We start from the raw sequence: 25867 nt of genomic DNA, 5'->3' as shown, positions 1-25867 counted from the left end.
TCAAGCACACCGCACCTCGACGAGGGAACCCCCCTGCCGGGCGAAGGCACCCCCGCCCCCCTGTGCAGGGCGCCGCTCATCCCGTAATTTGTTCGTGGCCCAGCCAAATGATCAGGCCGTCCCGTGCGAAAGAGGCTCCCCATGCCGTCACCCGCCGTCGTCATCGGCGTGGACAGCTCGACCCAGTCCACCAAGGCCGCCTTCATCGACGCGGCGACCGGCGAGCAGCTCGCCGTGGGCCGCTCCCCGCACGTGGTCACCGGCGAGGCCGGGGCCCGGGAGAGCGACCCGGAGATCTGGTGGCGGGCCCTGTGCGAGGCGGTGGGCGCCGGGCTGAAGGAGTCCGGCCTCCCCGCCCGGACGGTCACCGGCATCGCGGTCGCCGGGCAGCAGCACGGGCTCGTCGTCCTGGACGGGGCGGGCCGGCCGCTGCGCCCCGCGCTGCTGTGGAACGACACCCGCTCCGCTCCGCAGGCCGCCGCGCTCACCGACGCGCTCGGCGGGCCCGGGGCCTGGACGGAACGGACCGGGTCCGTGCCGGTCGCCTCGCTCACCGCGTCCAAGTGGCAGTGGCTGCGCGAGAGCGACCCCGCGAGCGCCGCGAACGCGGCGGCGGTCCGGCTCCCCCACGACTTCCTGACCGAGCGCCTCGCGGGCGTCGCCGCCACCGACCCCGGGGACGCCTCGGGCAGTGGCTGGTACTCCACCGCCACCGGCGCCTACGACCCCCATCTGCTGGAGCTGCTCGGTCTGGACGCGGCGCTGCTCCCGGAGGTCGCGCCCACCGGGGCGGCCAGGATCGGCTCGCTCACCGAGTCGGCGGCCGAGGCGCTCGGGCTGCCCGCGGGCATCGCGGTGGCGGCCGGCACCGGCGACAACATGAGCGCCGCCGTGGGGCTCGGGCTCGGCGGCGAGGGACTGCTGGACCACCCGGTCCTCAGTCTGGGCACCTCCGGCACGGTGTTCGCGGCCTCCCGCACCCGGCCCGCGTCCACCGCGCTGAACGGGTTCGCCGCCGCCGACGGCACCTACCTCCCGCTGGCCTGCACCCTCAACTGCACGCTCGCCGTGGACAAGGTGGCCGCCCTGCTCGGCCTGGACCGCGAGGACGCGACGCCCGGCGGCGAGGCCGTCCTGCTCCCCTATCTCGACGGCGAACGGACCCCCGACCTGCCGACCGCCTCCGGGCTGCTGACCGGCCTGCGCCACGACACGACCCGGCAGCAACTGCTGGGCGCCGCCTACGAGGGCGCGGCCGTCACCGTGCTGCGGGCCATGGACGAGCTGCTGTCGGCCTGCGGTCTCGACCCGCACGCGCCCGAGGTCGCCGCCCGCCCGCTGCGCCTGATCGGCGGCGGGGCGCGGGGGCGGATGTGGGTGGAGTCGGTCCGCCGGCTCTCCGGCCGGCCGCTCGTGATCCCGGGCAGCGGCGAGCTGGTCGCCCTCGGTGCGGCGGCGCTCGCCGCCTCGGCGGCGGGCGGCGGCGATCCGGTGGCGCTGGCGACGGTCTGGCAGCGGTCCGGGACGGACCGCCGACTGCCTCCGGTGGAACGGGACACGGGGACCTGGGAGCGGGTCACCTCGGTCCTGGAGCGCGCCTCCGGGCCCCTGCTCACCGGCCCCTGACGCCCCCTGGGGCCGGGGCCGCCATGTCCTCGATGAGATCGACGGCGCGCGGGGTGCCGCCCTCGCCCCGGGCGGCGACGCGCAGCCGCGCGGACCGGCGGGCGGTTTCCGGGTCGGTGACCAGGGCGTTCAGGGCCGCCCGCAGCGTCTCGGCCGTGGCGTCCGGCGTGTCGATGCGGCGGGCGACGCCCAGCTCCACCAGCCGGTCCGCGTTCATGAACTGTTCGGCGCCCTGCGGTACGGCGATCATCGGGACGCCCGCGAGAAGTCCGTCGCCGCAGCCGCCCATGCCGGCGTGGGTGACGAAGGCGTCCGCCTGTTCCAGGATCGCCCGCTGCGGGACCCACGGGTGCACTTCGACGTTGGGCGGGATGCCGCCGAGCTCGCGCGGATCGGTGTGCCTGCCGATCTGGAGCACGACGTGCCAGCCGGGCAGGTTCCCGTACGCCGCGAGGCACTGGCGGTAGAACTCCGGCCGGTGCGTGTACGCCGAGCCGAGGGAGATCAGCCGGACCCTCTCCGCGTCCTCGGGCCGGGTCCACCGGCCGGTGTCGGCCCGCGTGTCGAAACAGGGCCCGACGAAGGTCACCGTCCCGGTGTCGACTCTGTCGGCGCTGGGCTGCATGGCCTCGGGGATCAGCGCGAGGGCCCGCGAGGGAGGGCCGGAGAAGGCGTCCACGTCGAGGGTGGACGCCCCGCAGCCGGCGAGCCAGCGCGCGAACCGCTCCCGGTGCGCGGGGGCTCCGGGCAGCGCCCGCAGGTGCGCCGCGACCTCTTCCTCGTAGCCCTCCCAGGCCACGAACGAAGGGGACAGCTGCATGAGGGGCCGTCCCTGTGACTCGGCCAGCGCGCGGGCGGCGTAGGCGCCGATGTCGTACAGGTACAGGTCCGCCGGGTCGTGGTCGTAGGCGGCGTGCAGTTGGGGCAGGGCCTGCGTCGCCTCGTCCAGAAAGAGGTCCATCGCGGCGACGGGATCGGTCGGCCAGTTGTTGTCGACGACTGGCAACACCGAGGTGCAGGGGACGAGTTCGGCGCCGGTGGCCTCGATCCGGTCCGCCACGAAAGGGTCGTTGGCGTAGGTGACCCGGTGGCCGCGGGCCACCAGTTCACGGACGATGCCGAGGCCGGGCAGGACATGGCTGACGATCGGGACGCCGATCATCGCGATGTGGGAGCGGCGTGGGGACAAGGGTGATCACTCGCTTCGGGTAGGGGTACGGGGCCGGCGGAGGCCTCAGCCTTTGAGCGCGGGGACCTGGGCGGCCCGCAGCGCCAACTGGGCGCCCCGCCAACGGTTCCGGAGCAGCCGGTCGTGGCCGACGAGGACGACCGTGCCGGCGAAACCGGCCAGGGCGCTCTCCAACTCCTCGGTGAGGGCGGGAGAGAGGTGGTTGGTGGGCTCGTCGAGCAGCAGGACGTCGGCGGGCCGGCTGACGAGCCGCGCCAGGGCGAGCCGCTGCCGCTGGCCGGTGGAAAGCCGCGCGACGGGCACCGTCAGCCGGGCACGGTCGAACAGCCCGAGGGCCAGGAGCCGTTCGGCGTGCTCGTCCGCATCCCCGGGGAGCCCCCGGGCGTAGGCGGCCAGCAACGTCTCGTGCGCCGGACCGGGCGCCGGGTCCTGGGGGAGGAAGCCGATCCGGCCGCGTCTGACGACGTGGCCCCGGTCGGGCGTCAGGTCTCCGGCGAGGACGCGCAGCAGGGTGGTCTTGCCCGTGCCGTTGTCGCCCGTGATCAGCAGGTGCTCGCCCGCCCGAACCGTGAGGTCGACCGGGCCGAGTCGGCCCGCGACCGAGACCCCCGCGGCGTTGAGCACGGTGCCGGAGAGCGGTCCGGCGCGCAGCACGGGCGAGAAGCTCAACGGCTCCGGCGGGGCCGGGACCGGGTCGGCCAGCAGGCGGTTCAGCCGTTCCTCGGCGTTGCGGACCCGGCCGGCCAGGGACTGCTGCACCCGGGCCCCGGCCTGGTTGTAGGAGAGCTTGTCGCCGTCCTTCATCGGGCGGCCCGGAGCGACCCGGCGGGCGGTGACAGCCGCCGACTCGCGCGCCCGGTCGACCTCCTCGCACCACCGCTCGTGGCGCCGGCCCCAGCGTTGCCGTGCCGCCGCCTTCTCCGCGAGGTAGCCGGCATAGCCGTTGCCGTACCGGACGACGCCTTGCCGGTCCCCGTCCACCTCCAGGAGGCTCGTGGCGACGTGTTCGAGGAAGCGCCGGTCGTGGGAGACGGTCACGGTGGTGCCCCGGCGGCCGCGCAGGTGCTCCTCCAGCCAGGCCAGGGCGGCCTTGTCCAGATGGTTGGTCGGCTCGTCGAGGAGCAGCACCTCCGGAGCGGCCGCCAGCACCGCCGCCAGCCGGAGCCGGGCCCGCTCCCCGCCGGAGAGGGCGCCCAGGGCCGAGGTGCGGTCCACCTGCCTCAGGCCGAGGCCGTGCAGGGCGCGCTCCAGCCGGGCGTCGGCGTCGTAGCCGCCGCGCAGCTCGAAGGCGGAGACGGCCTCGCCGTACGCGTCGAGCGCCGATGTGTCGCCGTCGGTCATCGCCGCCTCCAGACGGCGCATACGTGCCTCGATCGCGCGAAGGTCGCCCAGCGCGCGGTCGATGACCTGCTGGGCCGTCATATCGGCAGGCAGAGGCTCGTCCTGGGCGAGGTAGCCGACGCCACCGTCGGCCCGCAGGATGACGCGTCCCCGGTCGGGGCTGACCCGCCCGGCGAGCAGCCGCAGCAGGGTCGTCTTGCCGGAGCCGTTCTCACCGACGATTCCGGTGCGCTCGCCCTGTGCGAGCGAGCAGCTCACCGAGTCGAGAACGGGCCTGCCGTCGAAGGCCTTGCTGACGGCGAGTGCGGTGATCTGTGTTGGCATACGGGCAACTCCGAAGCTGTCGTGGACGAAGCGGTGGTGGCGGCGGACCGCAAGGCCGGGGGAAAGCTTCGGAAGAGCATCGGTGACTCCACTAGTGCGACAACTGTTGCTTTAAGATGGTGCCATGACCCATACCGCCGGGCAACCGGATTCCCGATGAACGACGCACCGGCCGGCCCACCGCTACCCGCCCGCGCCGCCCAGGCACCGGACCGCCGGCCGGGCGGCCGCACCGCGCGCGTCCGTGCCCAGGTGCTCGACGCGGTACGCGCCGAGCTGGGCGAGCACGGTTACGAGGGGCTCACGATGGAGGGCGTCGCGGCCCGCGCGGGCGTCCACCGGACCACGGTCTACCGACGCTGGGAGGACGTCGGCGGCCTGCTCGCCGATGTGCTCGACGCGGCGGGCGAGGACGACTGGGGCCCCGCGGACACGGGCTCGCTGCACGGCGATCTGACGGCCCTCAACGACGAGATCCAGGAGTCGCTGGTCGTACGGCCGTCGATCCCCCAGGCGCTGATGGCCGCCTCGTTCCGCTCCGCGCGGGCGGCCGACGCCCAGCGGCGGCTGTGGGAGGACCGGTACGCGCGCTGCGAGATCATCGTCGAGCGCGCCGCCGAGCGCGGTGAACTGCCGCGGCACACGGACGCGCGGCATCTGCTGATCGCCGCCACCGCACCGCTCTACCACCAGCTGGTGCTCCTGCGGACCGCTCCCGATCCGCAGCTGCCCGCCCGAGCGGCGACCACGGCGACCTTGGCCGCCGCCGCGGGCGCGTTCGACCGTCCCGCACCGGAGGAGGCGGGCCCCAAGTGACCCGGTTGGGAATACGAACTGATTTTCCATAAGATCCGGCGATGATCACTAGAAAACGGCTGACGACCGGGGTGGGCATAGCGCTCGCCACCCTGGCCGCCGGTCTCGGCAGCGCGATCCCCGCCGCCGCCGACGAAGCCCCCGCCGCCCCCTCCCCCCAGGTCGAGCTGGTGCTCGACGTCAGCGGCTCGATGCGGACCCGCGACATCGACGGCCAGTCCCGGATGGCCGCCGCCAAGCAGGCGTTCAACGACGTACTGGACGCGGCGCCCGAGGAGGTGCAGCTCGGCATCCGGACGCTCGGCGCGGACTATCCGGGTGAGGACCGCAAGGTCGGCTGCAAGGACACCCGGCAGCTCTACCCGGTCGGCCCGCTGGACCGTACCGAGGCCAAGGCCGCCGTCGCCACCCTCGCCCCGACCGGTTTCACCCCGATCGGCCCGGCCCTGCTCGGCGCGGCCGACGACCTGGAGGGCGGGGAGGGTTCGCGGCGGATCGTGCTCATCACGGACGGCGAGGACACCTGCGGGCCGCTCGACCCGTGCGAGGTGGCCCGGGAGATCGCCGCGCGCGGCACCCACCTGGTCGTGGACACGCTGGGTCTGGTGCCCAACGCCAAGATCCGCCAGCAGCTGACCTGCATCGCGGAGGCCACCGGCGGCACGTACACCGCCGTCCAGCACAAGGACGAACTCTCCGGCCGGGTCAAGCAGTTGGTGGACCGGGCCGCCGAGCCGGTCATCACCCCGGTGGCGACCGAGGGGGCCGGGAGCTGTTCCGCCGCGCCCGAGCTCAAGCCGGGTCTCTACACCGACCGCGCGGAGATCGCCCAGCACCGCTGGTACCGCGTCGCCGTGCTGCCCGGTCAGGAGCTGCGCGCCTCGGCGAGCGTGGCCGCCGACCGTGCCGTGGACGACGACTACGGGGTGCTGCTGCGCGCGGTGACCGTGCACGGCCGGGAGATCGTCCGGGGTTCCGAGGCCGGGGCCGGCCGCACCGACGTCATCTCGTCCGGGCTGCGCTATCCGAAGCCCGAGGTGGAGGACGGCGACGACGGAGACGGCAAGCCCGCCGCCGAGACCGTCTGCCTCCAGCTCGCCCACTCCTTCTCCGCGCCCGCCTCGGTGAAGAAGTCACCCGGTCTGCCGGTCGAACTGACCGTGGACCTGGTGGACGGCCCGGACGACGCCTCCGACGTGGCGGCCTTCGGGCTCGGCCGCGGCTGGTGGCTCCTCGGCGTGCTCGTCCTGACCGGACTGGTCGCGGGCCTGCTGACCGGCTGGATCTCGCGCTGGCGCGTCGCCGTATGGAGGACCAACTGATGCACACCACCCCTCGCCGTACCCACGGCACAGGACGCGCGCTCACCGGAGCGCTGCTCGCCGGACTGACCCTGCTCACCTCGGCCGGCGCGGCGGTGGCGGACGACCCGTCGGCGAGCGCGAGCCCCGCCGAGGACGAGGCGGGCCCCACCGAGGCCGGCACCACCTTCCGCACGGCCACCGCGCTGAAGCAGGACCAGACCGGCATCGCCCACGCCTCGGCGGGCGACTACCTGTACTGGGTGTTCCCGGCCGACGCCGGTCAGCGGCCCACCGTCACGGCCACGGTGAAGCTGCCCGAGAACGCGGCCCGGCGCTCCACGTCCACCTGGCAGATCGACGTGTACGACGGGCTGCGCCGCCGCCAGGCCTGCATGTACGGGCACCAGACCAGGAAGGCGGCGGCCGACGCGGCCACCGTCGAGCTGTCCTGCGTCCTGCGGCCCGTGCGGGCCTGGTCCGAGCCGTGGGCGAACGACCCGCTGCCCGGCAGCTACTACGTCCGGCTCACAGTGGTGGACCTGCCCGCCGACGAGCTCGGACTGCCGGTCGGCGCCGAGGTGAAGGCGACCGTCCAGGAGCAGGGCGGGGCCCACGACGTGGACGGTGCGCTCTCCGAGCCGCTGGTGCCGGGCGTCTCGGTCGCCTCGGCAGGCGACGCCAGTGACACGGGTGACGCGGGCACGCCGCGGGTGCCGTCCGCCGGTGAGCCGGAGGACGGCTGGGCGTCGGGCTGGTGGACCGACCGCTGGCTGTGGACCGCGGGCGGCGGCGTGCTCGCCGCGCTGGCGGCCGTGTTCGGTTACTCGCTGACGCGGGGCCGGGGCCGGCCGGCCCACGTGCCGCCCCGCGTCTGAGAGATGTGGCCGCCGCTCCCCGGGTGGCGGCCTCCCCCGGCCTCGAAGATCCTGGCCCCCGACAGGGACGGGATCGTCGAGGCCGGGGAGGCAGGGCCGGTGTGGCAGTTCTTCGCGGACAATCCGTGGGTGGCGGTGTTCGCCGTGATCACGCTCGGCGCGCTGCTCGGCATGGTGCGCTTCGGCCCGGTCCGGCTCGGCGCGGCCGGCGTCCTGTTCGTCGGCCTCCTCGTCGGGGCGCTCGACGAGGACATCGCCGCCGCCGTGCCGGCCGGGGTCTCGGCACTGGGCCTGGCACTGTACGTGTACACGGTCGGCCTGGAGTCGGGTCCCGCGTTCTTCCGTGAACTGCGCGGCCAGCTCCCGGTGATGGCCGGAGCGGTGGCGGCCCTGGCCCTCACCGCGGCGGTGGTCGGCTTCGTCGGACACCGCTGGTTCGGCATCGACGGACCGTTCCTCGCGGGCGGATACGCGGGGATCGGGACCACCACCCCGGGTCTCGCAGCCGCCCAGGACGCCTCGGATGATCCGACGCAGCCCGCCGTGGGGTACGCCATCGGCTACCCGCTCGCCGTCGTCATCACGATCATGTGCGTCTCGGCGATCGCGGCCCGCCGCCACTGGACCGCCCGCCGGGACCCCGACCCGGGCCTGCCGGCCGCCCTCGTCACCCGTACGGTCCAAGTGGCCCGGAACGCGCGCTGGGCGGACGTGCCCGGCGTCGCCGCGCACCGGGTACTGGCCAGCGAGTACCGTCCCGCCGAAGGCGCGACCCGGGTCGCCCGGGAGCTGGGCCGCCTCTCCCCCGGCGACCAGGTCGTGCTGGTCGGCGGCGAGGACGACGTAGGGGCGGCGACGGACGCGCTCGGGTCCCTCGCTCCGCGCCATCTGCTGGACGACCGCAGTGCGGTGGACTACCGGCGGGTCCTGCTCACCAACCCGGACCTGGCCGGGCACACCGTCGGGGAGCTCGGGCTCGGCGAGAAGTACGGGGCCCTCGTCAGCCGGGTGCGGCGCGGCGACTTCGACATGCTCGCCCACGACGGCCTGCTGCTCCAGCTCGACGACCGGGTACGGGTGGTCATGCCGCGCGAGCGGACGGGCGAGGTCACCACGTACCTCGGGGACACCGAGGCGAAGGTCAGCGAGGTCAGCGCGGTCAGCCTGGGCCTCGGTCTCACCCTGGGCTTCCTCGTCGGCATCCCCTCTCTCACCCTTGGCTCCACCACGCTCGCCCTGGGCACGGGGGCGGGACCGCTGGTGGTGGGGATGGTCCTCGGCCGGCGCCGGCGCACCGGCCCGCTGGTGTGGACCCTGCCGACCCGCGCCAACCTCACCCTCCGCCAGATCGGGCTGCTGCTCTTCCTCGCCGTCGTCGGGCTCACCTCGGGCTACTCGTTCCGGGAGAACGCCTTCTCCCTCTTCGGGCTGAAGCTGGCGGCCGTGCTGGCGATCGGCGCGGTCGTCAGCTACGCCCTGATGGTGCTGGTCGCGAAGGCGCTGGGGCAGAGCCGGGAGCGGACGATGGGGCTGCTGTCGGGCTACGTCGGCAACCCGGCGATCGTGGCGTACGCCAACAGCCGGGCGAGCGACAGCCGGATCAACAACGGCTACTCGACGCTGTTCGCGCTCGCCATCCTGGTCAAGATCGTCTGCATCCAGCTGATCGTCGGTCTCTGAACCGCGCCGCCCGAGCCGGACCTACGCTGAGCCCTTCACGGTCCTGGCGGAGGGAGACGGAATGGGCGGGACGACGACGTACGTACGGTTCCAGAGCACCGTACGGAGCCCCCGGGGCCACTTCCCCGGCATCTTCGCGCTGGCCAACGGCCTGGCCCGGGAGGGCCGCCTGACCGAGGAGCAGCACCGCTTCTGGCGGGCGGCGAACGACTGGTACGACGCCGCCTACACCGACCCCTCGCGGATCGACCCGACGGTGTACGACCCCGGGGTCAACCCTGGGGCGGTGGCCTGGTTCAAGGGGACGGCGGCCCATTTGCTGGACAGGATCCCCGGTTACCTCGCGCTGCTGACCGCGCACGGAGTGCCGTGCGTGCGGCTGGAGTCGGCGGATCCCGGCCGGATCGTGTACGAGGACGAGCACCAGGTCGTCGTGGTGCCCCGCTCCGGGAGCACCCGTCCGGCCACTGTCCTCGACCCGCCCGCGCCGCACGGCACCTGACGGATTCCGGCCACGCCTGCCGTCGCCCTGGTGGAGCGCTGCCACCATCCTGTTCGATGGTGCTCGAACAGTCGCGCGCCGGCAGTGGCGTGCCCCAGGGAGCGGAGTTCCTCGATGTCCACGCAGACCGGCCCGGCACGCGACACCCAGCCTCGCGGCCATGCGTTCGTGCCGGGGCCCAAGGGGCTGCCGCTCGTGGGGAACCTGCCGCAGTTCGGCAAGAACCCTCTCGCCTTCTTCGAACTCCTGCGTGGCCACGGGGACCTGGTGCGCTGGCGGTTCGGACGCAACCGGTGCGTCTTCCTCGCCGACCCGGCCCTGGTGGGCGAGCTGCTCACGGAGACGGAGCGCACCTTCGACCAGCCGAAGCTCGGCATCGCGTTCCGTACGGTGCTGGGCAACGGGATGCTCGTGGCGCGGGGCCGGGACTGGCGGCGCAAGCGCTCGCTGGTGCAGCCCTCCGTGCGGCCCAAGCAGGTCACGTCGTACGCGGCCACGATGGCGGGCTGTGCGGTGGAGCTCGCGGACAGCCTGGCGGACGGCCAACGGGTCGACGTCAAGCGGGAGATGTCCGCACTGACCCAGAAGATCGCGGTACGCACGATCTTCGGGGTGGACACCCCCGCGGACTCCGAGGCGATGGGCCGGGCGATGGACGTCGCCCAGATGGAGATCGGCAAGGAGTTCGCCGGGCTCGGGGCACTGCTGCCGGACTGGGTGCCGACACCGGGCCGGGCGCGGATCAGGAAGGCCGCGGCCGTCATCGACGCCGAGGTACGCCGGGTCGTCGCCCGGCACCGGGGCGGCGAGGAGGAACGCCCCGACCTGCTCAGCCGGTTGCTCACCGCCGTCGACGAGAGCGGGACGCACCTCAGCGACGAGGAGATCCGGGACGAGGCGGTCACGCTGTACATCGGCGGCCATGAGACGACGAGCACGACGCTGGTGTGGGCGTGGTACCTGCTCGCCCGCAACCCCCGCGTCCGCGACGCGCTCGCCGAGGAGCTGGACCGGGTACTCGGCGACCGGGAGCCCGGCTTCGACGACTACGCACAACTGGCCTACGCCCAGGCCGTGGTGAAGGAGACCCTGCGGCTGTTCCCGGCGATCTGGCTGATCACCGGGATCGCGAAGGAAGGGGCGACGATCGGCGGTCTGCCGGTCGAGGAGGGCACCCGGGTGTGGAGCAGTCAGTGGGCCACGCACCGCGACGCCCGCTGGTTCCCCGAACCGGAGGAGTTCCGGCCCGAACGCTGGGACGCCGAGGACGGGGACGAGATCCCGGAGTACGCGTGGTTCCCGTTCGGTGGGGGTCCCCGGGTCTGCATCGGCACGCGCTTCGCGATGGTGGAGTCCGTCCTCCTCCTCGCCGTGCTGGCCCGCCGATTCACCCTGGACGTGGACCCTGGCGAGATCAGGCCGCTGACGGGTCTGACGCTCCAGCCGGACCGGGACGTGCTGGCGACGGTCCGGGCGCGGTAGGGCCTCTCGTCCGGATTCGGATCATGCCCGGCTCCCCTCCGGGAGCCGGGCGGCGCGACCTCAGTCCTGCGGAAGCCACTTCTTCCAGACGTCCGGGTGGCGCTCGATCCAGCGCTTCGCCGCCTCCTGGGGGTCGAGCTTCTGCGAGGCGATCATCTCGGAGACCTCGTTCTGGTCCTTCTCCGACCAGTGGAACTTCTTCAGGAACGCGGACGCCTCGCCGCCGCGCTCGGCGAAGTCGGCGTTGAGGAACTTCTGCAGCGGTGTGGTCGGGTACGCGCAGTCGATGTCCGCCGGGTCCTTGGCCGCGCACGCGTCGGTGTACTCGGGGAGTCTCACCTCGACCATCGGCACCTCGTTGAACAGCCACTGCGGCTGGTACCAGTAGCTGAGGAAGGGCTTCTTCTCCTTGGCGAACTGCTGGATCTGGGTGATCTGGGCCGCCTCGGAGCCGGCGAAGACCACCTTGTAGTCCAGGTCCAGGTTCTTCACCAGGGCCACGTCGTTGGTGACGTAGGAGGGCGAGCCGTCCATCAGCTGGCCCTTGCCGCCGCTCTCGGCGGTCTTCAGCTGGTCCGCGTACTTGTCGAGGTTCTTCCAGTCCGTGACGTCGGGGTGCTCGTCCGCCCAGTACTTCGGCACGTACCAGCCGATGTGGCCGGTGACCCCGAGGTCGCCGCCCCGGACGATGGTCTGTTTCTCGTCGACGTACAGCTTCTCCTGGTCCGGGTGGCCCCAGTCCTCCAGGATCGCGTCGACGCGGCCCTGGCTGAGGGCGTCCCAGGCGGGGACCTCGTCGGTCTGGACGAGGTCGACGCGGTAGCCGAGCTTCTCCTTGAGGAGGTGCTCCGCCACGGCGACGTTCGCCTGGGCGCCGACCCAGGACTGCACGGAGAGCGTGACCGTCTTGACGCCGGCGGGGGCCGCGAAGGGCGAGGCCTGCTTGGTCATGTCGGCGGCGCCGCAGCCGGCCGTGACCAGCAGGGCCCCGGCCGAGGCGAGCGCCACGAGCAGGCGGGTGCGGGAGCGGTTCATCTCAGCTCTCCTGTCGCTGGCGGCGGGTGGTGGGCTGGGTGACCCGGTCGAGCATCAGGCCGAGGCAGACGATCGCCGCTCCGGCGACGAGGCCGGTGGCCAGGTCGCCCTGGGCGAGGCCGAGGACCACCTCGTAACCGAGCGCACCCGATCCGACGAGTCCGCCGATGATGACGACGGCGAGGACCAGGACGACCGCCTGGTTGACGGCGAGCAGCAGGGCGGGCCTGGCCAGTGGGATCTGGATCTGGCGCAGTTGCTGGCCGCGGGTCGCGCCGAGCGAGCGGGCGCACTCCATGGCCGCCGGGTCGACGCCGCGCAGGCCCTGGGTGGTGATGCGGACGACGGCGGGCAGCGCGTAGATCACGGCGGCAGCGGCGGCGGGGGCGCGGCCGACGCCGAAGAGGGCGACGACGGGGATCAGGTAGACGAACTGCGGCATGGTCTGGAAGACGTCCAGGACCGGTCGCAGCAGCCGTTCCAGGCGTTCGCTGCGGGCCGCGCCGACGGCGACGCCGAAGCCGAGGACCAGGGTGACGGCGACGGCGGCGAGCACCTGGCTGAGGGTGTCCATGGACGGCTCCCACACGCCGAGTACGCCGATCGCGGCCATGGCGAGGACGGCGGTGGCGGCGGTGCGCCAGGTGCCGATGGTCCAGGCGAGGGCGGCGACGATCAGCAGCACCGACCACCAGGGCAGGCCGGTGAGCCCGCTGCGCAGCGGGTTGAGGACGCCGCTGGTGAAGTGGGAGGCGAGGTCGGCGGTCCCGCCGACGACGGGCACCCCGGTGTAGAGGTGGTCGACCATCCAGTCCTTGGCGGTGTTGACCGGTCCGGCGATGGCCACGGTCACGTCCTCGGGCCACACCCGGCCGTCGGTGGCCCGTCCGACGACGGCGACGGCAGCGGTGACCACGGCGGCCAGGGACCAGCCGCGCCAACCGCGCAGCAGGGCCGGACCGGTGGGCTCGGCGCCGATGCGGCGGCCGGCCGCCTCCGTCGTGCGGTCCAGGACGACGGCCAGCAGCACGATCGGGATGCCCGCGGCGAGCGCGGCGCCGACGTCCACGGAGGACAGCGCCTGGTAGACGCGGTCGCCGAGGCCGCCCGCGCCGATCACGGAGGCGATGACGGCCATGGAGAGCGCCATCATGATGGTCTGGTTCAGGCCGAGGAGGAGTTCCTTGCGGGCCAGCGGGAGCCGGGCGCTCAGCAGCCGCTGCCGTCCGGTCGCGCCGAGCGAGGCGACGGCCTCCATCACGCCGGCGTCCGCGCCGCGCAGGCCGAGCGCGGTGAGCCGGGCCATCGGCGGAGCCGCGTAGACGACGGTGGCGAGGACGGCTCCGGGCACGCCGATGCCGAAGACCAGCACCACGGGGAGCAGATACGCGAAGGCGGGCAGCACCTGCATGGTGTCGAGCACCGGGCGCAGGACGCGGAACGTGCGGTCGGACAGGCCGGCCGCCAGTCCGAGGAGCAGTCCGAGCACGACGGAGGCGAGGACGGCGACGGCCATCAGCGCGAGCGTCTGCATGGTCGGCACCCACATGCCGAGCAGCCCGCAGACCAGGAACGAGACGGCAGCGGTGAGGGCGAGCCGGATCCCCGCGACGCGCCAGGCGACGGCGGCGGCGAACACGGTGACGCCGGCCCAGCCGAGGGCCAGGAGGACCAGGTAGACCCCGCGTACGGAGAGCACGACGGCGTTGCTGATGTGGCCGAAGAAGTAGAGGAACAGCGGATGGCTGTCGCGGTTGGTGACGATCCAGTCCGTCACGTCGCCAAGCGGCGCGGAGAGGTCGGCGGTCAGCGCGTCGGGCCAGACGCCGCCGCCCCAGCGGCCGTGCACGAGAGGGACGACGACGACGGCGACGAGCGCGAGCAGCAGGAGCTTCGCCGCCGCCGGGCGGTCGCGGAGTACGGCCAGTGGTCCCCGGCGCGCGCCCGCCTGCGCGGGGCGGGCCGGGGTGGCCTGTGCGGTGGCCATCAGAGGGTCACCTCGCGGAAGCCGTCCGGAGCGTCGGGGCCGGCGGGGATGTCCGGGGCACCGGACGCGGAGGCGGTCGCGTGGCCGGGTCCGGTCGTTCCCGCGACGACGTCGAGCAGGCCCGCGTGGTCGACGACGCCGACGAGCCGGCCGCCGTCCATCACCCGGGCGGCGGGGTCGCCGGAGCGGGAGACCGCCTCGATGGCCTCGGAGACGGTGGCCCCGGGGCGTACGGCCGGGCCGCGCTCGCTCTCCCCTGCGAGCGCGGGCCGCATGGCCGTGGCGACGGTGAGGACCTGCTCACGCGGCACGTCGCGGACGAACTCGCGCACGTAGTCGTCGGCGGGCGAGCCCACGATCTCCTCGGGGGTGCCGAGCTGGACGATGCCGCCGTCGCGCATCAGCGCGATCCGGGTGCCGAGGCGCAGTGCCTCGCCGAGGTCGTGGGTGATGAAGACCATGGTGCGGCCCTCCTCGCGGTGCAGCCGGACCACCTCGTCCTGCATCTCGCGGCGGATCAGCGGGTCCAGCGCGCTGAACGGCTCGTCGAAGAGGAGGACGGACGGGTCGACGGCGAGCGCGCGGGCGAGCCCGACGCGCTGCTGCTGGCCACCGGAGAGCTGCGACGGTCGGCGGTCCTCCAGCCCCGCGAGACCGACCTTTGCCACCAACTCCGCTGCCTTGGCCCGGCGTTCGGGCTTGCTCAGGCCCTGGATCTCCAGGCCGTAGGCGACGTTGTCCAACACCGTGCGGTGCGGCAGCAGTCCGAAGTGCTGGAAGACCATTGCCGCACGGTGGCGGCGCAGTTCGCGCAGCCGGGAGCGGTCCATCGCGAGGACGTCCTCGCCGTCGATGGCGATGGTGCCGCTGGTGGGCTCGATCAGCCGGGTCAGACAGCGTACGAGGGTCGACTTGCCGGAGCCCGACAGGCCCATGACGACGAAGACCTCACCCTTGCGGACGTCGAAGGAGACGTCGCGCACGGCGGCGGTGCAGCCGGTGGCGGCACGCAGTTCGGCGGGCGGGAGCGCGGCGTGCTCGCCGCCGGGGATCCGGTCGGCCTTGGGGCCGAAGACCTTCCAGAGGTCGCGCACGGAGAACACGGGGTTCTCGTCGGTGGCGGTGGTTCCGGCGTTCCCGGCGGACGCGGCGTTCCCGGCGGGCCCGGGGGCCTTGGCCTTATCGGCGGGCCCGGTGGCCTTGGGGGTCTCGGTTCCGGTCATCGGACATCGCCTCCGGTGCTGGTGCTGGTGGCCGGCGCGGTGTCACGCGCCCGGTCCGCGAGGAGTTCGGCGCACTTCTCGCCGACCATCAGGACCCCGATCATCGGGTTGACGGCCGGCATGGTCGGGAAGACGGAGGCGTCGGCGATCCGGATGCCTTCCAGGCCCCGAATGCGCAACTGCGGGTCCACGACGGCCTGCTGGTCGTCGGCCGCGCCCATCCGGCACGTGCCGGCCGGGTGGTAGACGGTGTGGGCGACCTTGCGGGCGTACTCACTGATGTCCTCGTCCGAGGTGACCTCGGGCCCGGGGCAGACCTCGCGCTTCAGCCAGTGGGCCAGCGGTTCGGTGGCCGCTATCTCACGGGCGAGCTTGATGCCGTCGACCAGGGTGCGCCCGTCGTGGTCGTCCTCGTCGGTGAAGTAGCGGAAATCCAGGGCCGGTTTGACCTCGGGGTCGGCGCTCGTGAGGTAGAGGCGGCCCCGGCTGCGCGGCTTGGGGATGTTCGGGGTCATCGACACCCCGTGCTCGGGCTTCTCGTAGCCGAGCCGCTCCGGGTTGTCGGTGAACGGGATCTGGTAGAAGTGGAACATCAGGTCCGGGCCCCGGGATCCGGGGTCGCGGCGCACGAAAAGTCCCGCGTCGGAGTCCATCGCGGAGTTCTCCGGGATGGGCCCGTCGGTCTCCCAGACGATGACGGACTCGGGGTGGTCGAGCAGGTTCTCGCCGACGCCGGGGAGGTCGTGGCGTACGTCGATGCCCAGTGCGGCCAGGTCCTCGCGCGGACCGATCCCGGAGTGCAGCAGCAGCCGGGGGGTGTCCACCGCGCCCGCGCAGACGATGACTTCGCGGGCGGCGCGCAGCAGTATCTCCTCGCCGTCCTTCGTTCGCACGTGTACGCCGGTGGCGCGGGTGCCGTCGAACTCCAGCCGGTACGCCCAGGTCTCCAGCAGAATGCGGAGGCCGGGGCGGTCGCCGGCCTCGATGTGGGGGTGGAGGTAGGCGACCGAGGCGGAGGAGCGTTTGTTGTTCTCGGGGTGGTAGGCGAGGTCGAAGAAGCCGACGCCCTCGTGGAACGGCTTGCTGTTGAAGCTGTCCACGCGCGGGACCCCGGCCGCCTGCTGGGCGGCGTCGACGAAGTCGCGGGCGATGGCGTTGCGGTCCTTCTCGTCGACCGGGACGATGTTGTTGCGCAGCTTGGCGAAGTACGGGTCCATCGCGGCCGCGCTCCAGCCCTCGGCGCCCGCCTCGGCCCACTCGTCCCAGTCGCCGGGCAGCGGCTTGAAGCTGATGAGGGTGTTGTGCGAGGAGCAGCCGCCGAGCACCCGGGCCCGGCTGTGCCGGATGTGGGAGTTGCCGCGCGGCTGTTCGGTGGTGGGGTAGTCGTAGTCCAGGTCGCCGCCGAGCAGGCCGAGCCAGCGGCGCAGGGTCAGCACGTCGTCGCGGCCGAGGTCGGTGGGGCCGCCCTCGATGACCGTGACGGTGACGTCCGGGTCCTCGGTGAGCCTGGAGGCGATGACTGATCCGGCGGTGCCGCCGCCGACGATCACGTAGTCGGCCACGGGGCCGTCGGGGACTGCGGTGCTGCGGGGGGTGGAAGGCATCGGTCACTGCTCCTTCTGCAAGGTTCGTGCGTGTACGTGATGCTGCGAACAGCCGGGCGGGGGAACGGGGTTGAGTGTTTCCGTGCCCCCGCGGACGTCAGCCGGCGAACCAGCGCTGGGGGCGCGGGTTCAGGTTCTGGTAGATGTGCTTGGACTCGCGGTACTCGGCGAGCCCCGTCGGGCCGAGCTCGCGCCCCGTGCCGGACTTTCCGAAGCCGCCCCATTCGGCCTGCGGCAGGTAGGGGTGGTAGTCGTTGATCCAGACGGTGCCGTGGCGCAGCCGTCCGGCGACCCGGCGGGCCCGGCCCGCGTCGGTCGTCCAGACGGCGCCCGCGAGGCCGTAGTCGGTGTCGTTGGCCAGCGTGATGGCCTCTTCCTCGGTGCGGAAGGTCTCGACGGTGAGGATCGGGCCGAAGGTCTCCTCGCGGACCACCCGCATCTCGCGGTGGCAGCCGTCGAGGACGGTCGGCCGGTAGAAGTAGCCGCCCTCGGGCCGTACGTCACTGGGGGCCGGGCGTTCGCCGCCGGCCCGGACGATCGCGCCCTCCTCGCGGGCGGAGGCGACGTACGCCTCGACCTTGGCGAGTTGCTGGGCGGAGACGAGGGGGCCGCACTCGACGCCGTCGAGGGTGCCCCGGCCGAGGCGGATGGCGTCGGCGCGGCGGGCCAGCTCGGTGACGAACCGGTCGCTGACCGAGTCCTGGACGATCAGTCGGGCCCCGGCGGAGCAGACCTGGCCGCTGTGGAAGAACGCGGCGTTCAGCGCCTGGTCGACGGCGGTGTCGAAGCCCTCGTCGGTGGCGCAGGCGTCGGCGAAGACCACGTTGGGGTTCTTGCCGCCCAGCTCCAGGGCGACCTTCTTCACGGTCGGCGCGGCGGCCTGGGCCACCTTCGTACCGCTGGCGAGGCCGCCGGTGAAGGAGACCAGGTCCACGTCCGGGTGCTCGGAGAGGCGCGCGCCCACCGGGTCGCCCGCGCCGGTGACGAGGTTGGCCGCACCGTCGGGGAGACCGGCTTCGGAGAGCAGCCGGATCAGGTGGACGGTGGAGAGCGGGGTGACCTCGCTGGGCTTGAGCACGAAGGTGTTGCCGGCGGCGAGGGCCGGGGCGATCTTCCAGCTGGCCTGGAGGAGGGGGTAGTTCCAGGGGGCGATCAGGGCACAGACGCCGACGGGCTCGTGGACGACGATGCTGTGGACGTCGGGGTCGCCCGCGTCGACGACCCGGCCGCCGCTCTCGTTCATCACGAGGTCGGCGAAGTAGCGGAAGGCATTGGTCACGTCGTCGACGTCGACCCGGCCCTCTTCGAGGGTCTTGCCGGTGTCGCGGCTCTCGGTGATCGCGATCTCCTCGCGGTCCCGCTGGAGCAGCTCGGCGACGCGGCGCAGCAGCCCGGCCCGCTCCGCGACCGGCTTGTGCGGCCAGGGGCCGTCGTCGAAGGCGCGTCGCGCCGCCGCGATCGCCGCGTCGGCGTCCTCGGCCCCGCCCTCCGCGACGACGGCCAGGACGGTGGCGTCGGCGGGGTCGATGACCTCGCGCGTCGCGCCTGATCCGGCGGCCCGCCAGGTGCCGTCGATGTGGATGGTATTGAGCGCCGACATGTCGATTTTCGCCTTCCGTGCCTGAAATGCCCCCTCCGGTTCGGCCGGGGCATGCTGCGCGGTGAACCGGGGTACGGCCGCACCAGCGGCCTGGTCCCCTCCCCGGTCCGGCGGAATGTATGCCGAGAATTTCACGCTGAGTGATGCGCCTCACGCGGACACGACCTGCCCGAGAGGCTCCCGGCCCCTCCGTGCGGGCCGCCCGGTGCCGGTCGACCTTCGCACTGTCCGGCGCGCTGTCCGGCGCGCTGTCCGGGCGGAGGTACAGCGCGATGTCCGGGCGGAGGGCGCCCCACACATCCTGCCAGTGGGTACGTTCCGAGGCCGGGACGAGCAGGGGCTGTCCTACGGGCGGCGGCGGAGCCCCCGTGCGCAGCGCAGTGTCCAGGCCGGCGCGCTCCTCGTCCGCGCACCGCAGATTGCGCAGCCGCCACTCGACCCGGTGACCGGCCGCCGCCGCGCGGGCCCGTGCCACGGCCCGTCCACGGGTTCGCGGAGCCAGCCGTCGACGGTGCGGGTCAGTCCGGCGACGAGCCGGTGCAAGGCGTTTCCCCCCTTTTCGGTCCGGCGGCACACGATGCCACCCGTCCCTTCCCATCATGACGAATGGGTTGCCTTCCGGAAACCCGTGCGATCACGTCGTACGATCACGGTCCGGGCGGGCCGGTTCGGCGGCGGGCCTCGGAGAGGGGCACCCGGCTGACGCTCCGGCCGGTGAAGGCGCCGGGAAGGGCGTCCAGCCGCCCGTCGTGGGGCTCCAGGAGCGCCACCCCGAGCGGACCCGCGACCCGGGCACCGAAGCTCGGGCCGCCGTAGTAGTGCCCGTCCTCCCTCCCCCGGTACCGCTCCGGGACTCCGTCGGCGGGCAGCACGGTCACCTCCAAGCCGCGTCGGCGTGCCGCGCCGGACAGGAGGGAGGCCGTGCCGGAGCGATGCGGCGGGAGCGCCAGGAAGCCCGGTCCGGAGGGCATGCGGCCTCTCCCCTCCCCACCCCTGGCCGGTTCCGTCGTCAGCCCAGGAGGACCGGGAAGGCGGTCATGTCGTTCTGCGTCATCACCGGAAGCTTGGTGATCTCCGCGTCCGGGACGGCGAGGCGGAGTCCGGGGAACCGCGTGAACAGAGCGGGCAGGGCGATGCCCGCCTCGACGCGCGACAGGGCGGCGCCGGGGCAGATGTGCGGGCCGTGGCCGAAGGTCATGTGGCGGTTCCGGGTGGGCCGGGTGATGTCGAAGGCGTCGGCGTCGGGGCCGTGCTGCTCGATGTCGCGTCCGATGGCCCGGTAGGAGACGACGACTCCCTCGCCCTTGCGGATCACCTCGTCTCCGACGGCGATGTCCTCGGTGGCGAACCGCATCAGCAGGTGGGTGGTGGGGGTGTCCCAGCGCAGCGTCTCCTCGATCACCGCGTCCCAGCCGGCCTCCCCGGCGAGCACCATGCGCAGCTGGTCGGGGTGGGCGAGGAGGGCGCGTACGGCGTTGAGGACGAGCCCGATGGTGGTCTCGTGCCCGGCGGCGACCATGGCCTTGAGGTTGCCCACCACCTCCTCCTCGGTGAGCGGCTCGCCGCCCTCCTCGGCCAGGATGAGCGCGCTGGTGAGGTCGTCCGTGGGCCGGGCGGTCTTCTCGCGTACGAGGTCGGTGTAGAAGACGTCCAACTCGGCCAGCAGCGCGAGGCGTTCGTCCTGCGGGGTGAGCATGGAGAAGAACGCCTTGTACTGCCTGGTCAGCATGGCGTGCTGGGACTCGTCCACGCCCATGAGCATGCCCACCACCCGCATCGGCAGCGGCTGGGCGAAGACCGCCTTCAGGTCGACGACCCCGTCGTCCCCCTGCGCGGCGTCGAGGGCGTCCAGGAGCTCCTGGGTGAACTTCTCGATCTGCGGGCGGATCGCCTCCAGGCGGCGGGGGGTGAGCGCCTGCGAGGTCTTGGTGCGCAGCCGCCGGTGCTCGGCTCCGTCGACGGTGAACATGGAGCGCCCGGCGTCGATCATGCCGATCAGCGGCCACGCGTGGGTCACCGCGCCGCTCTGCCAGAGGCCCCAGGCGTCGATGTTCTTCACCAGCCGCGCGTCGAGGAGGAGTTGGCGTGCCTCGGCGTGCCGGGTGACCGTCCAGGCCGGTACGCCGAGCAGGTCGATCCGGGCGAGAACCCCGGCGTCGCGCAGCCGTGCGGTCTCGCCGTCCAGGTCCTGGACCATGGGGTCGATGACGACGGTCCCGGCCCCCCGGCCGGCCGGCGCGGCGGCAGTGTGCGGGCAGTTCACAACGCGTCTCCTGTCGTGCGTACGGGGGTGAAGCGGACGGGCAGGGCGGTCGTCCCGCGCAGGAACGCGGACGGCCGGCGGACCAGTTCGGTGGCGGGGACGGCCAGTTCGAGGTCGGGCAGCCGGTCCAGCAGCACCTCGATGCCGGTACGGGCGATGATCTCGGCGATCTCCTGGGCGGGGAAGGGGCAGCGGTACTCGCCGTGGCTGAAGGCCAGGTGCGCGCTGTTGCCGCCCTGCCCGGAGCGGACGGCGGAGGCGGTGACCTGCTGCCGGATGTGCGGGTCGGCGTTGGCCGCGCCGAGGCCGAGGAGCAGCATGTCGCCGCGGGCGATGTTCCGGCCGCCGAGCCGGGTGTCGCGCGCGGCCCAGCGGCCGGCCAGGATCTGGGTGGGCCCGTCCTCCCAGAGCACTTCGTTCATGGCCTCGGCGACACTGTGCCGGCCGCCGGACAGGGCGTCGGCGAACTGGTCCTCGGTGAGCATCAGCCGGGTGGAGTTGCTGATCCAGTCGGCGGTGGTCAGGTGGCCGGCGGCCGTGATGGCCATCAGGTCGAGCGCGTACTCCTCGTCCGTGAACGGCTCGGGGTGGGCGAGCATCCGGGAGGTCACGTCGTCGCCGGGCCGCGCCCGCTTGGCCGCGACCAGGCGCCGCATGTGCTCACCGAAGCTCAGGTGCGCCTTCTGCGCGCCGGGGCCGCCGTCGGCGAGGTCCTTGAGCACCCGCGCGATGTCGGCGCCCTCGTCGTCGGGGAAGCCGACGAGCCGGGCGAGCACGAGGACGGGCAGCGGTTCGGCGAACTCGGCGACGAGGTCGGCGGTGCCCCGGGTGCAGACGGCGTCGATGAGACGGTCGGCCAACTGCTCGCAGTGCTGTCGGATTTCGAAGGGGTCCGCCCCTTCGAGAGCCGGTACGACCATGTCGACGTGCCGGCGGTGCTCGGCTCCGGCGGTGAAGTAGATGGACGGCATGGGGGTGCCCACCATCGGCAGCAGCGGCCAGTCGGCGGGCACGTGTCCCCACTGGTTCCACAGGGAGACGTCCCGGGGGAACAGCTCCCCGTCGCTGGTGACCTGGTGGAGTTCCCGGTAGCCGATCACCAGCCAGGCGGGAAGGCCGCCGGGCAGTTCGACGGGGACGACGGGGCCGTGGTCGCGCCGCATGGACCGGTAGAGCTCCTGCGGCTCGGTGGGGAAGCCGGGCCCGCCCAGCGCGACGGCGCCCGTACCGGCGCCCGCGGGGCAGCCTCCGCCGGCGCCGGCCGTGGACGCGGGCGTGGCGGACGAGGGGTTCGTCATCGTACGGACTCCAGGGGCGGCGGCTTCGCGCGTTGCGACCATACGATCAACGCGGCACCACTATAGGGAGGTTGCGTGAAACACCGGAGGTGTTCGCGCTCATCTTCGCCCGAACTCCGAACGTTTCGACCTCACGTTCCGCCCGTTCTCCCATGACATCTGCACACCTTTGATCACAAGGTCGGCATCGCCGCGAGGGCGCGGCCGGGCACCGGCGGCCGTCGGCCCCGGTCGGGGTCGCGTCCGGGATGTGGACGGCACGGGGGCCGCCCCGGACTCGCACCGCTGTCCCGCCGCTCTACGATCGGGGCGTGTGCGCTGACGTCATAGTTGCCGAGGACGACGAGAAGCAGGCCGAGCTCGTACGCCGCTATCTGGAACGGGAAGGACACGCCGTACGGATCGTGGGCGACGGCCTCGCCGCGCTCGACGCCGTCCGGCACCAGGAACCCGACCTGCTCGTTCTCGATGTGATGATGCCCCGGGCCGACGGCCTGGACGTGGTGCGCGTACTGCGGTCCGAGAACCGCGAGCTGCCGGTGCTGATGCTGACCGCCCGCTCGACCGAGGACGACCTCCTGCTCGGTCTCGACCTCGGTGCCGACGACTACATGACCAAGCCCTACAGTCCGCGCGAGCTGATGGCCCGCGTCCGTACCCTGTTGCGGCGCACCCGGCGCGCCGCCGCCCCGGAGCCGGTGGCCGAGGACCCGGTTCTGCGTGTCGGCGCCCTGGTGGTCGACCCGGCGCGGCACGAGGTGTCCGTGGGCGGCGGTGCGGTGGAGTGCACCCCGGGCGAGTTCCGGATCCTGGCGGCCCTGGCGGCGGGACCCGACCGGGTGTTCACCCGTCAGCGGCTGCTGGAGGAGCTCCACGGGTTCGACCGCTACATCAGCGCCCGAACCGTCGACGTGCACGTCATGAACCTGCGCAAGAAGATCGAGCGGGCCCCGCGGCGGCCGGAGCGCCTGCTCACCGTGTTCGGCGTCGGATACAAGCTCACCGATCCGGCGAAGGCGGCCCGGCGTGCGTAGGGTGCGCGACGGGGACGACGGGGCGGTCGTGCGCGGGACGGGCGAGGACGGCAGGGGCGCCGGCCGACGCGGGCGGCGCGACGGCCGGCGGGAGATGGCGGGCCGGGCGCGGCTGCCGCTGCGCCGGAGCCTGCTGGGGCGGCTGCTCGCCGTTTCGGCGCTGGTGGCCGCGTGTTCGGTGGCGGCCACCGCCTGGATCGCCGTGCAGACCACCTCGGGTGCGATCAAGCAGGAGCAGGGGCAGAACCTCACCGCGGACGCCCGGATCTACGACACCCTGCTGGACTACGCCGCCCGCAATCCGACCTGGGACGGGGTCGGTGCGACGGTGCGCGAACTGGCCCGGGAGTCGGGCCGCCGGGTCGCCCTGACCACACAGGGCAGACAGCCGCTCGCCGACTCGGCCACCGCGGCGACCGCCCCGGCGCTCGGGCCGCAGGCGTCCGCCGTGGTCGACCCGTTGTCCGTGGACACCGTTCTGGCGGCGCGCGGGACCGACGGGCAGGGCACGGCGGCCGACCGCATCGACCCCCGGGCGGTGGGGCCGTTCCGGCTGTCGGCGGCGGACAGCAAGGCGTTGCGACGGACCGCCGACAGCAAGGTGGAGTGCCTGAACCGGGCGGGTATCGCCTCGGACGTGGTGGTCGGCCCGAGCGGCCGCCCCCGGGTGCAGATCGTGGGCAACGACCCCGAACGCGCGCTGGGCACGCGTTGTGATCTCGCCGCTCTGGACACCCCCACCCCTTCGGAACGCAAAGCGCTCGACGCGCTCACCGAGCTGGCCGACGCCTGTCTGGAGCGCCAGGGCCGCGAGGGCGTACCGCTGAACAGCGACCTGTCCTGGGGGGATCCGGCCCGGGCGTCCCTGGGACCCGAGTCCGGCCCGCGGCCGGGCGAACCCGGGCCGCTGGTGCCGGCGCCCGCGCCTGTGCCGATGCCGCGCGACGCCCCTGCGGAGGAGGCCGGGCCATCCGTCGTGACGCCGGAACGCACCGGGGAGAGAGACCGGGCGATCGCGTCCTGTGTCGGCACGGCCCGGAGCGAACAGCTCAGCTCGTACGTGGCCTCCCCCGCCCTGCTCTTCATCGGCGACGAGGGCGGCGCGACGCTGCCCGGGTTCGATCTGTCCCCCGCGAACACGGCCAGGATCGCCGGGGCGGCGGCGCTCGTGCTGGCCCTCACCGTGGGCGCTTCGGTGTTCGCGGGCGCCCGGCTGGTGCGCCCGCTGCACGCGCTGACCGGCGCCGCGCAGCGTATGCGCGACGGGGAGCAGCCGGAGTCGGTGCCCGTCTCGGGGGACGACGAGGTCGGCCGGCTCGCCGCGGCGTTCAACGACATGTCCGCGCACCGGGCGCGGCTGGAGGAGCAGCGCAAGGCCATGGTGAGCGACGTCGCCCATGAGCTGCGCACCCCGCTGAGCAACATCCGGGGCTGGCTGGAGGCCGCCCAGGACGGGCTCGCCGACCCCGACCCGGCGTTCGTCTCCTCGCTGCTGGAGGAGGCCGTGCTGCTCCAGCACATCATCGACGACCTCCAGGACCTGGCCGCCGCCGACGCCGGCGCGCTGCGGCTGCACCCCGGGCCCGTAGAGGCCCGGGAGCTGCTGAGTCAGGCCGCCGCCGCCCACCAGGCGCGGGCGGAGAACGCGGGCGTCACCCTCGCCGTCACGGGCACCGCCCCGGGGCCGGCCCTGCGCGCCGATCCGGTCAGGCTCCGGCAGGTGGTGGGCAACCTGGTGTCCAACGCCGTACGGCACACTCCGGAGGGCGGGCGGGTGACGCTGCGCGCGTACGTCTCCGACGAGGGCGACGGGGCGGTGCTGGTCGAGGTGGCGGACACCGGTTCCGGCATCCCGTCCGAGGACCTGCCCCATGTCTTCGACCGGTTCTGGCGCGCGGAGAAGTCCCGCAGCCGCCGTACGGGCGGCAGCGGCCTGGGCCTCGCCATCGTCCGCAAACTCGTCGAGGCCCACGGTGGCACGGTGGAAGCGACGAGCGTCGAGGGCAAGGGGTCGACGTTCGTCCTTCGGCTGCCCGGAACCACGCCGTCCGGCCCTGATGGGATGACCACAGCGCTCTGACAGCTTCTTCATATCTCCACGCCAGCCTGGCGGCATGCCCCGTCCCCGGTGCGAACCGTCGTCCGGGGCCGTCACGGGGCGACTATGGAATGGAGCCGTCCGTATGACCGCTTTCACCTCTCGACGTACCCTGCGTGCCGCCGTCCTGGCCGCTGTCGCGGCCGGCGCGGTGCTGGTCCCGTCCGCCGCCGCTTTCGCCGACTCCTCCCCGAAGCCGTCGGAGCCGGCCGTCGTCGACCTGTCCGAGAGCAAGCCCCCCGTCGTCGACCTGTCCGAGCGCAAAGCAGCCGATGACGCCGCCAAGGACGCCGCCCGGCCGGCGGTGACGCCGCGCGGCGGCGTCGCTGCGGGCGAGGGCCCCGCGCCCGCTCCCGCGCCCGCAGCGAAGGAGGCCGCCCCGGTGGTCATCCCGCGCGGCGGTGTCGCCGCGGGTGAGCGCCCGGCCGGAGGCGGTGACAACAGCACCGCGGTGCTGGCCGGTTCGGTGGCCGGGACCGCGCTGCTCGCCGGCGTGGGCACGATCGTGCTGCGCCGCCGTTCGGCGGCCGGCCTCAACGGCTGACCCGCGCCGCTCACCACAGCTGACCGTGGCGCCGCCCCCACG

20 protein-coding genes are annotated in these 25867 nt (G+C 73.5%); 10 read left to right on the top strand and 10 right to left on the bottom strand.

Annotated features, from left to right (window positions below; all coding sequences use genetic code 11):
* The first annotated feature begins 141 nt into the window (after positions 1–141).
* Positions 142–1626, top strand: coding sequence for a xylulokinase (gene xylB, locus ACH4KB_RS24310; RefSeq protein WP_398068002.1), 1485 nt, complete (start codon positions 142–144; stop codon positions 1624–1626).
* Here the strand turns inward: xylB and ACH4KB_RS24305 are convergent.
* On the bottom strand, positions 1613–2788 hold the full coding sequence (locus ACH4KB_RS24305; RefSeq protein ID WP_398068144.1) for a macrolide family glycosyltransferase: 1176 nt from the start codon (positions 2786–2788) through the stop codon (positions 1613–1615). The genes xylB and ACH4KB_RS24305 overlap by 14 nt on opposite strands.
* Positions 2789–2860: 72 nt before the next feature.
* Positions 2861–4480 carry an ABC-F family ATP-binding cassette domain-containing protein gene (locus ACH4KB_RS24300; RefSeq protein ID WP_398068001.1) on the bottom strand — a complete coding sequence of 540 codons (1620 nt, stop codon included), beginning with the start codon at positions 4478–4480 and terminating at the stop codon, positions 2861–2863.
* Positions 4481–4636: 156 nt separating this feature from the next.
* Here ACH4KB_RS24300 and ACH4KB_RS24295 point away from each other — a divergent pair, with 156 nt between their 5' ends.
* From ACH4KB_RS24295 to ACH4KB_RS24270, 6 genes are all read left to right on the top strand, one after another.
* Positions 4637–5296, top strand: coding sequence for a TetR/AcrR family transcriptional regulator (locus tag ACH4KB_RS24295; protein WP_398068000.1), 660 nt, complete (start codon positions 4637–4639; stop codon positions 5294–5296).
* Between the two features lie 41 nt (positions 5297–5337).
* Complete coding sequence (locus ACH4KB_RS24290; RefSeq protein WP_398067999.1) at positions 5338–6618, top strand: VWA domain-containing protein; 1281 nt, start codon at positions 5338–5340, stop codon at positions 6616–6618.
* A complete protein-coding gene (locus ACH4KB_RS24285; protein ID WP_398067998.1) occupies positions 6618–7475 on the top strand; it encodes a hypothetical protein in 858 nt (285 codons plus the stop codon). Before ACH4KB_RS24290 ends, ACH4KB_RS24285 begins: the two co-directional genes overlap by 1 nt.
* A gap of 99 nt (positions 7476–7574) precedes the next feature.
* Positions 7575–9155, top strand: a complete 1581-nt coding sequence (locus tag ACH4KB_RS24280) for an aspartate:alanine exchanger family transporter (protein ID WP_398068143.1) — start codon at positions 7575–7577, stop codon at positions 9153–9155.
* A 61-nt stretch (positions 9156–9216) separates the two neighbouring features.
* Positions 9217–9657, top strand: a complete 441-nt coding sequence (locus ACH4KB_RS24275) for a hypothetical protein (protein WP_398067997.1) — start codon at positions 9217–9219, stop codon at positions 9655–9657.
* Positions 9658–9771: 114 nt separating this feature from the next.
* Positions 9772–11139, top strand: a complete 1368-nt coding sequence (locus tag ACH4KB_RS24270) for a cytochrome P450 (protein WP_398067996.1) — start codon at positions 9772–9774, stop codon at positions 11137–11139.
* 60 nt (positions 11140–11199) lie between these two features.
* Here the strand turns inward: ACH4KB_RS24270 and ACH4KB_RS24265 are convergent, their stop codons facing one another.
* The 8 genes from ACH4KB_RS24265 to ACH4KB_RS24230 all read right to left on the bottom strand — a co-directional run bounded on the left by ACH4KB_RS24265 (position 11200) and on the right by ACH4KB_RS24230 (position 22149).
* Entirely contained in the window at positions 11200–12174 is a 975-nt protein-coding gene (locus tag ACH4KB_RS24265; protein WP_398067995.1) for an ABC transporter substrate-binding protein, read from the bottom strand.
* Position 12175: 1 nt separating this feature from the next.
* A complete protein-coding gene (locus tag ACH4KB_RS24260; protein WP_398067994.1) occupies positions 12176–14161 on the bottom strand; it encodes an ABC transporter permease in 1986 nt (661 codons plus the stop codon).
* Positions 14161–15384, bottom strand: coding sequence for a glycine betaine/L-proline ABC transporter ATP-binding protein (locus ACH4KB_RS24255; RefSeq protein ID WP_398067993.1), 1224 nt, complete (start codon positions 15382–15384; stop codon positions 14161–14163). The genes ACH4KB_RS24260 and ACH4KB_RS24255 overlap by 1 nt, the downstream gene beginning before the upstream one ends.
* Positions 15381–16988: a GMC family oxidoreductase gene (locus ACH4KB_RS24250; protein WP_398067992.1), complete on the bottom strand. Its 1608-nt coding sequence runs from the start codon at positions 16986–16988 to the stop codon at positions 15381–15383. Before ACH4KB_RS24250 ends, ACH4KB_RS24255 begins: the two co-directional genes overlap by 4 nt.
* Positions 16989–17085: 97 nt before the next feature.
* Entirely contained in the window at positions 17086–18588 is a 1503-nt protein-coding gene (locus ACH4KB_RS24245; RefSeq protein ID WP_398067991.1) for an aldehyde dehydrogenase family protein, read from the bottom strand.
* Between the two features lie 647 nt (positions 18589–19235).
* Positions 19236–19559 (bottom strand): hypothetical protein, encoded by a 324-nt coding sequence (locus tag ACH4KB_RS24240; RefSeq protein ID WP_398067990.1) that lies wholly within the window; start codon positions 19557–19559, stop codon positions 19236–19238.
* A 38-nt stretch (positions 19560–19597) separates the two neighbouring features.
* Complete coding sequence (locus ACH4KB_RS24235) at positions 19598–20851, bottom strand: cytochrome P450 (RefSeq protein WP_398067989.1); 1254 nt, start codon at positions 20849–20851, stop codon at positions 19598–19600.
* On the bottom strand, positions 20848–22149 hold the full coding sequence (locus ACH4KB_RS24230; RefSeq protein ID WP_398067988.1) for a cytochrome P450: 1302 nt from the start codon (positions 22147–22149) through the stop codon (positions 20848–20850). Before ACH4KB_RS24230 ends, ACH4KB_RS24235 begins: the two co-directional genes overlap by 4 nt.
* 311 nt (positions 22150–22460) lie before the next feature.
* Here ACH4KB_RS24230 and ACH4KB_RS24225 point away from each other — a divergent pair, with 311 nt between their 5' ends.
* From ACH4KB_RS24225 to ACH4KB_RS24215, 3 genes are all read left to right on the top strand, one after another.
* Complete coding sequence (locus ACH4KB_RS24225) at positions 22461–23183, top strand: response regulator transcription factor (protein ID WP_398067987.1); 723 nt, start codon at positions 22461–22463, stop codon at positions 23181–23183.
* A gap of 94 nt (positions 23184–23277) precedes the next feature.
* A complete protein-coding gene (locus tag ACH4KB_RS24220; RefSeq protein ID WP_398068142.1) occupies positions 23278–25263 on the top strand; it encodes a sensor histidine kinase in 1986 nt (661 codons plus the stop codon).
* 103 nt (positions 25264–25366) lie between these two features.
* On the top strand, positions 25367–25825 hold the full coding sequence (locus ACH4KB_RS24215; protein WP_398067986.1) for a hypothetical protein: 459 nt from the start codon (positions 25367–25369) through the stop codon (positions 25823–25825).
* Positions 25826–25867: the final 42 nt, after the last annotated feature.

The sequence above is a fragment of the Streptomyces sp. NPDC017520 genome (assembly GCF_044329855.1).
In the GTDB taxonomy this organism is placed as follows: Bacteria; Actinomycetota; Actinomycetes; order Streptomycetales; family Streptomycetaceae; genus Streptomyces.
This window is presented reverse-complemented; position numbering and strand designations above follow the sequence as displayed.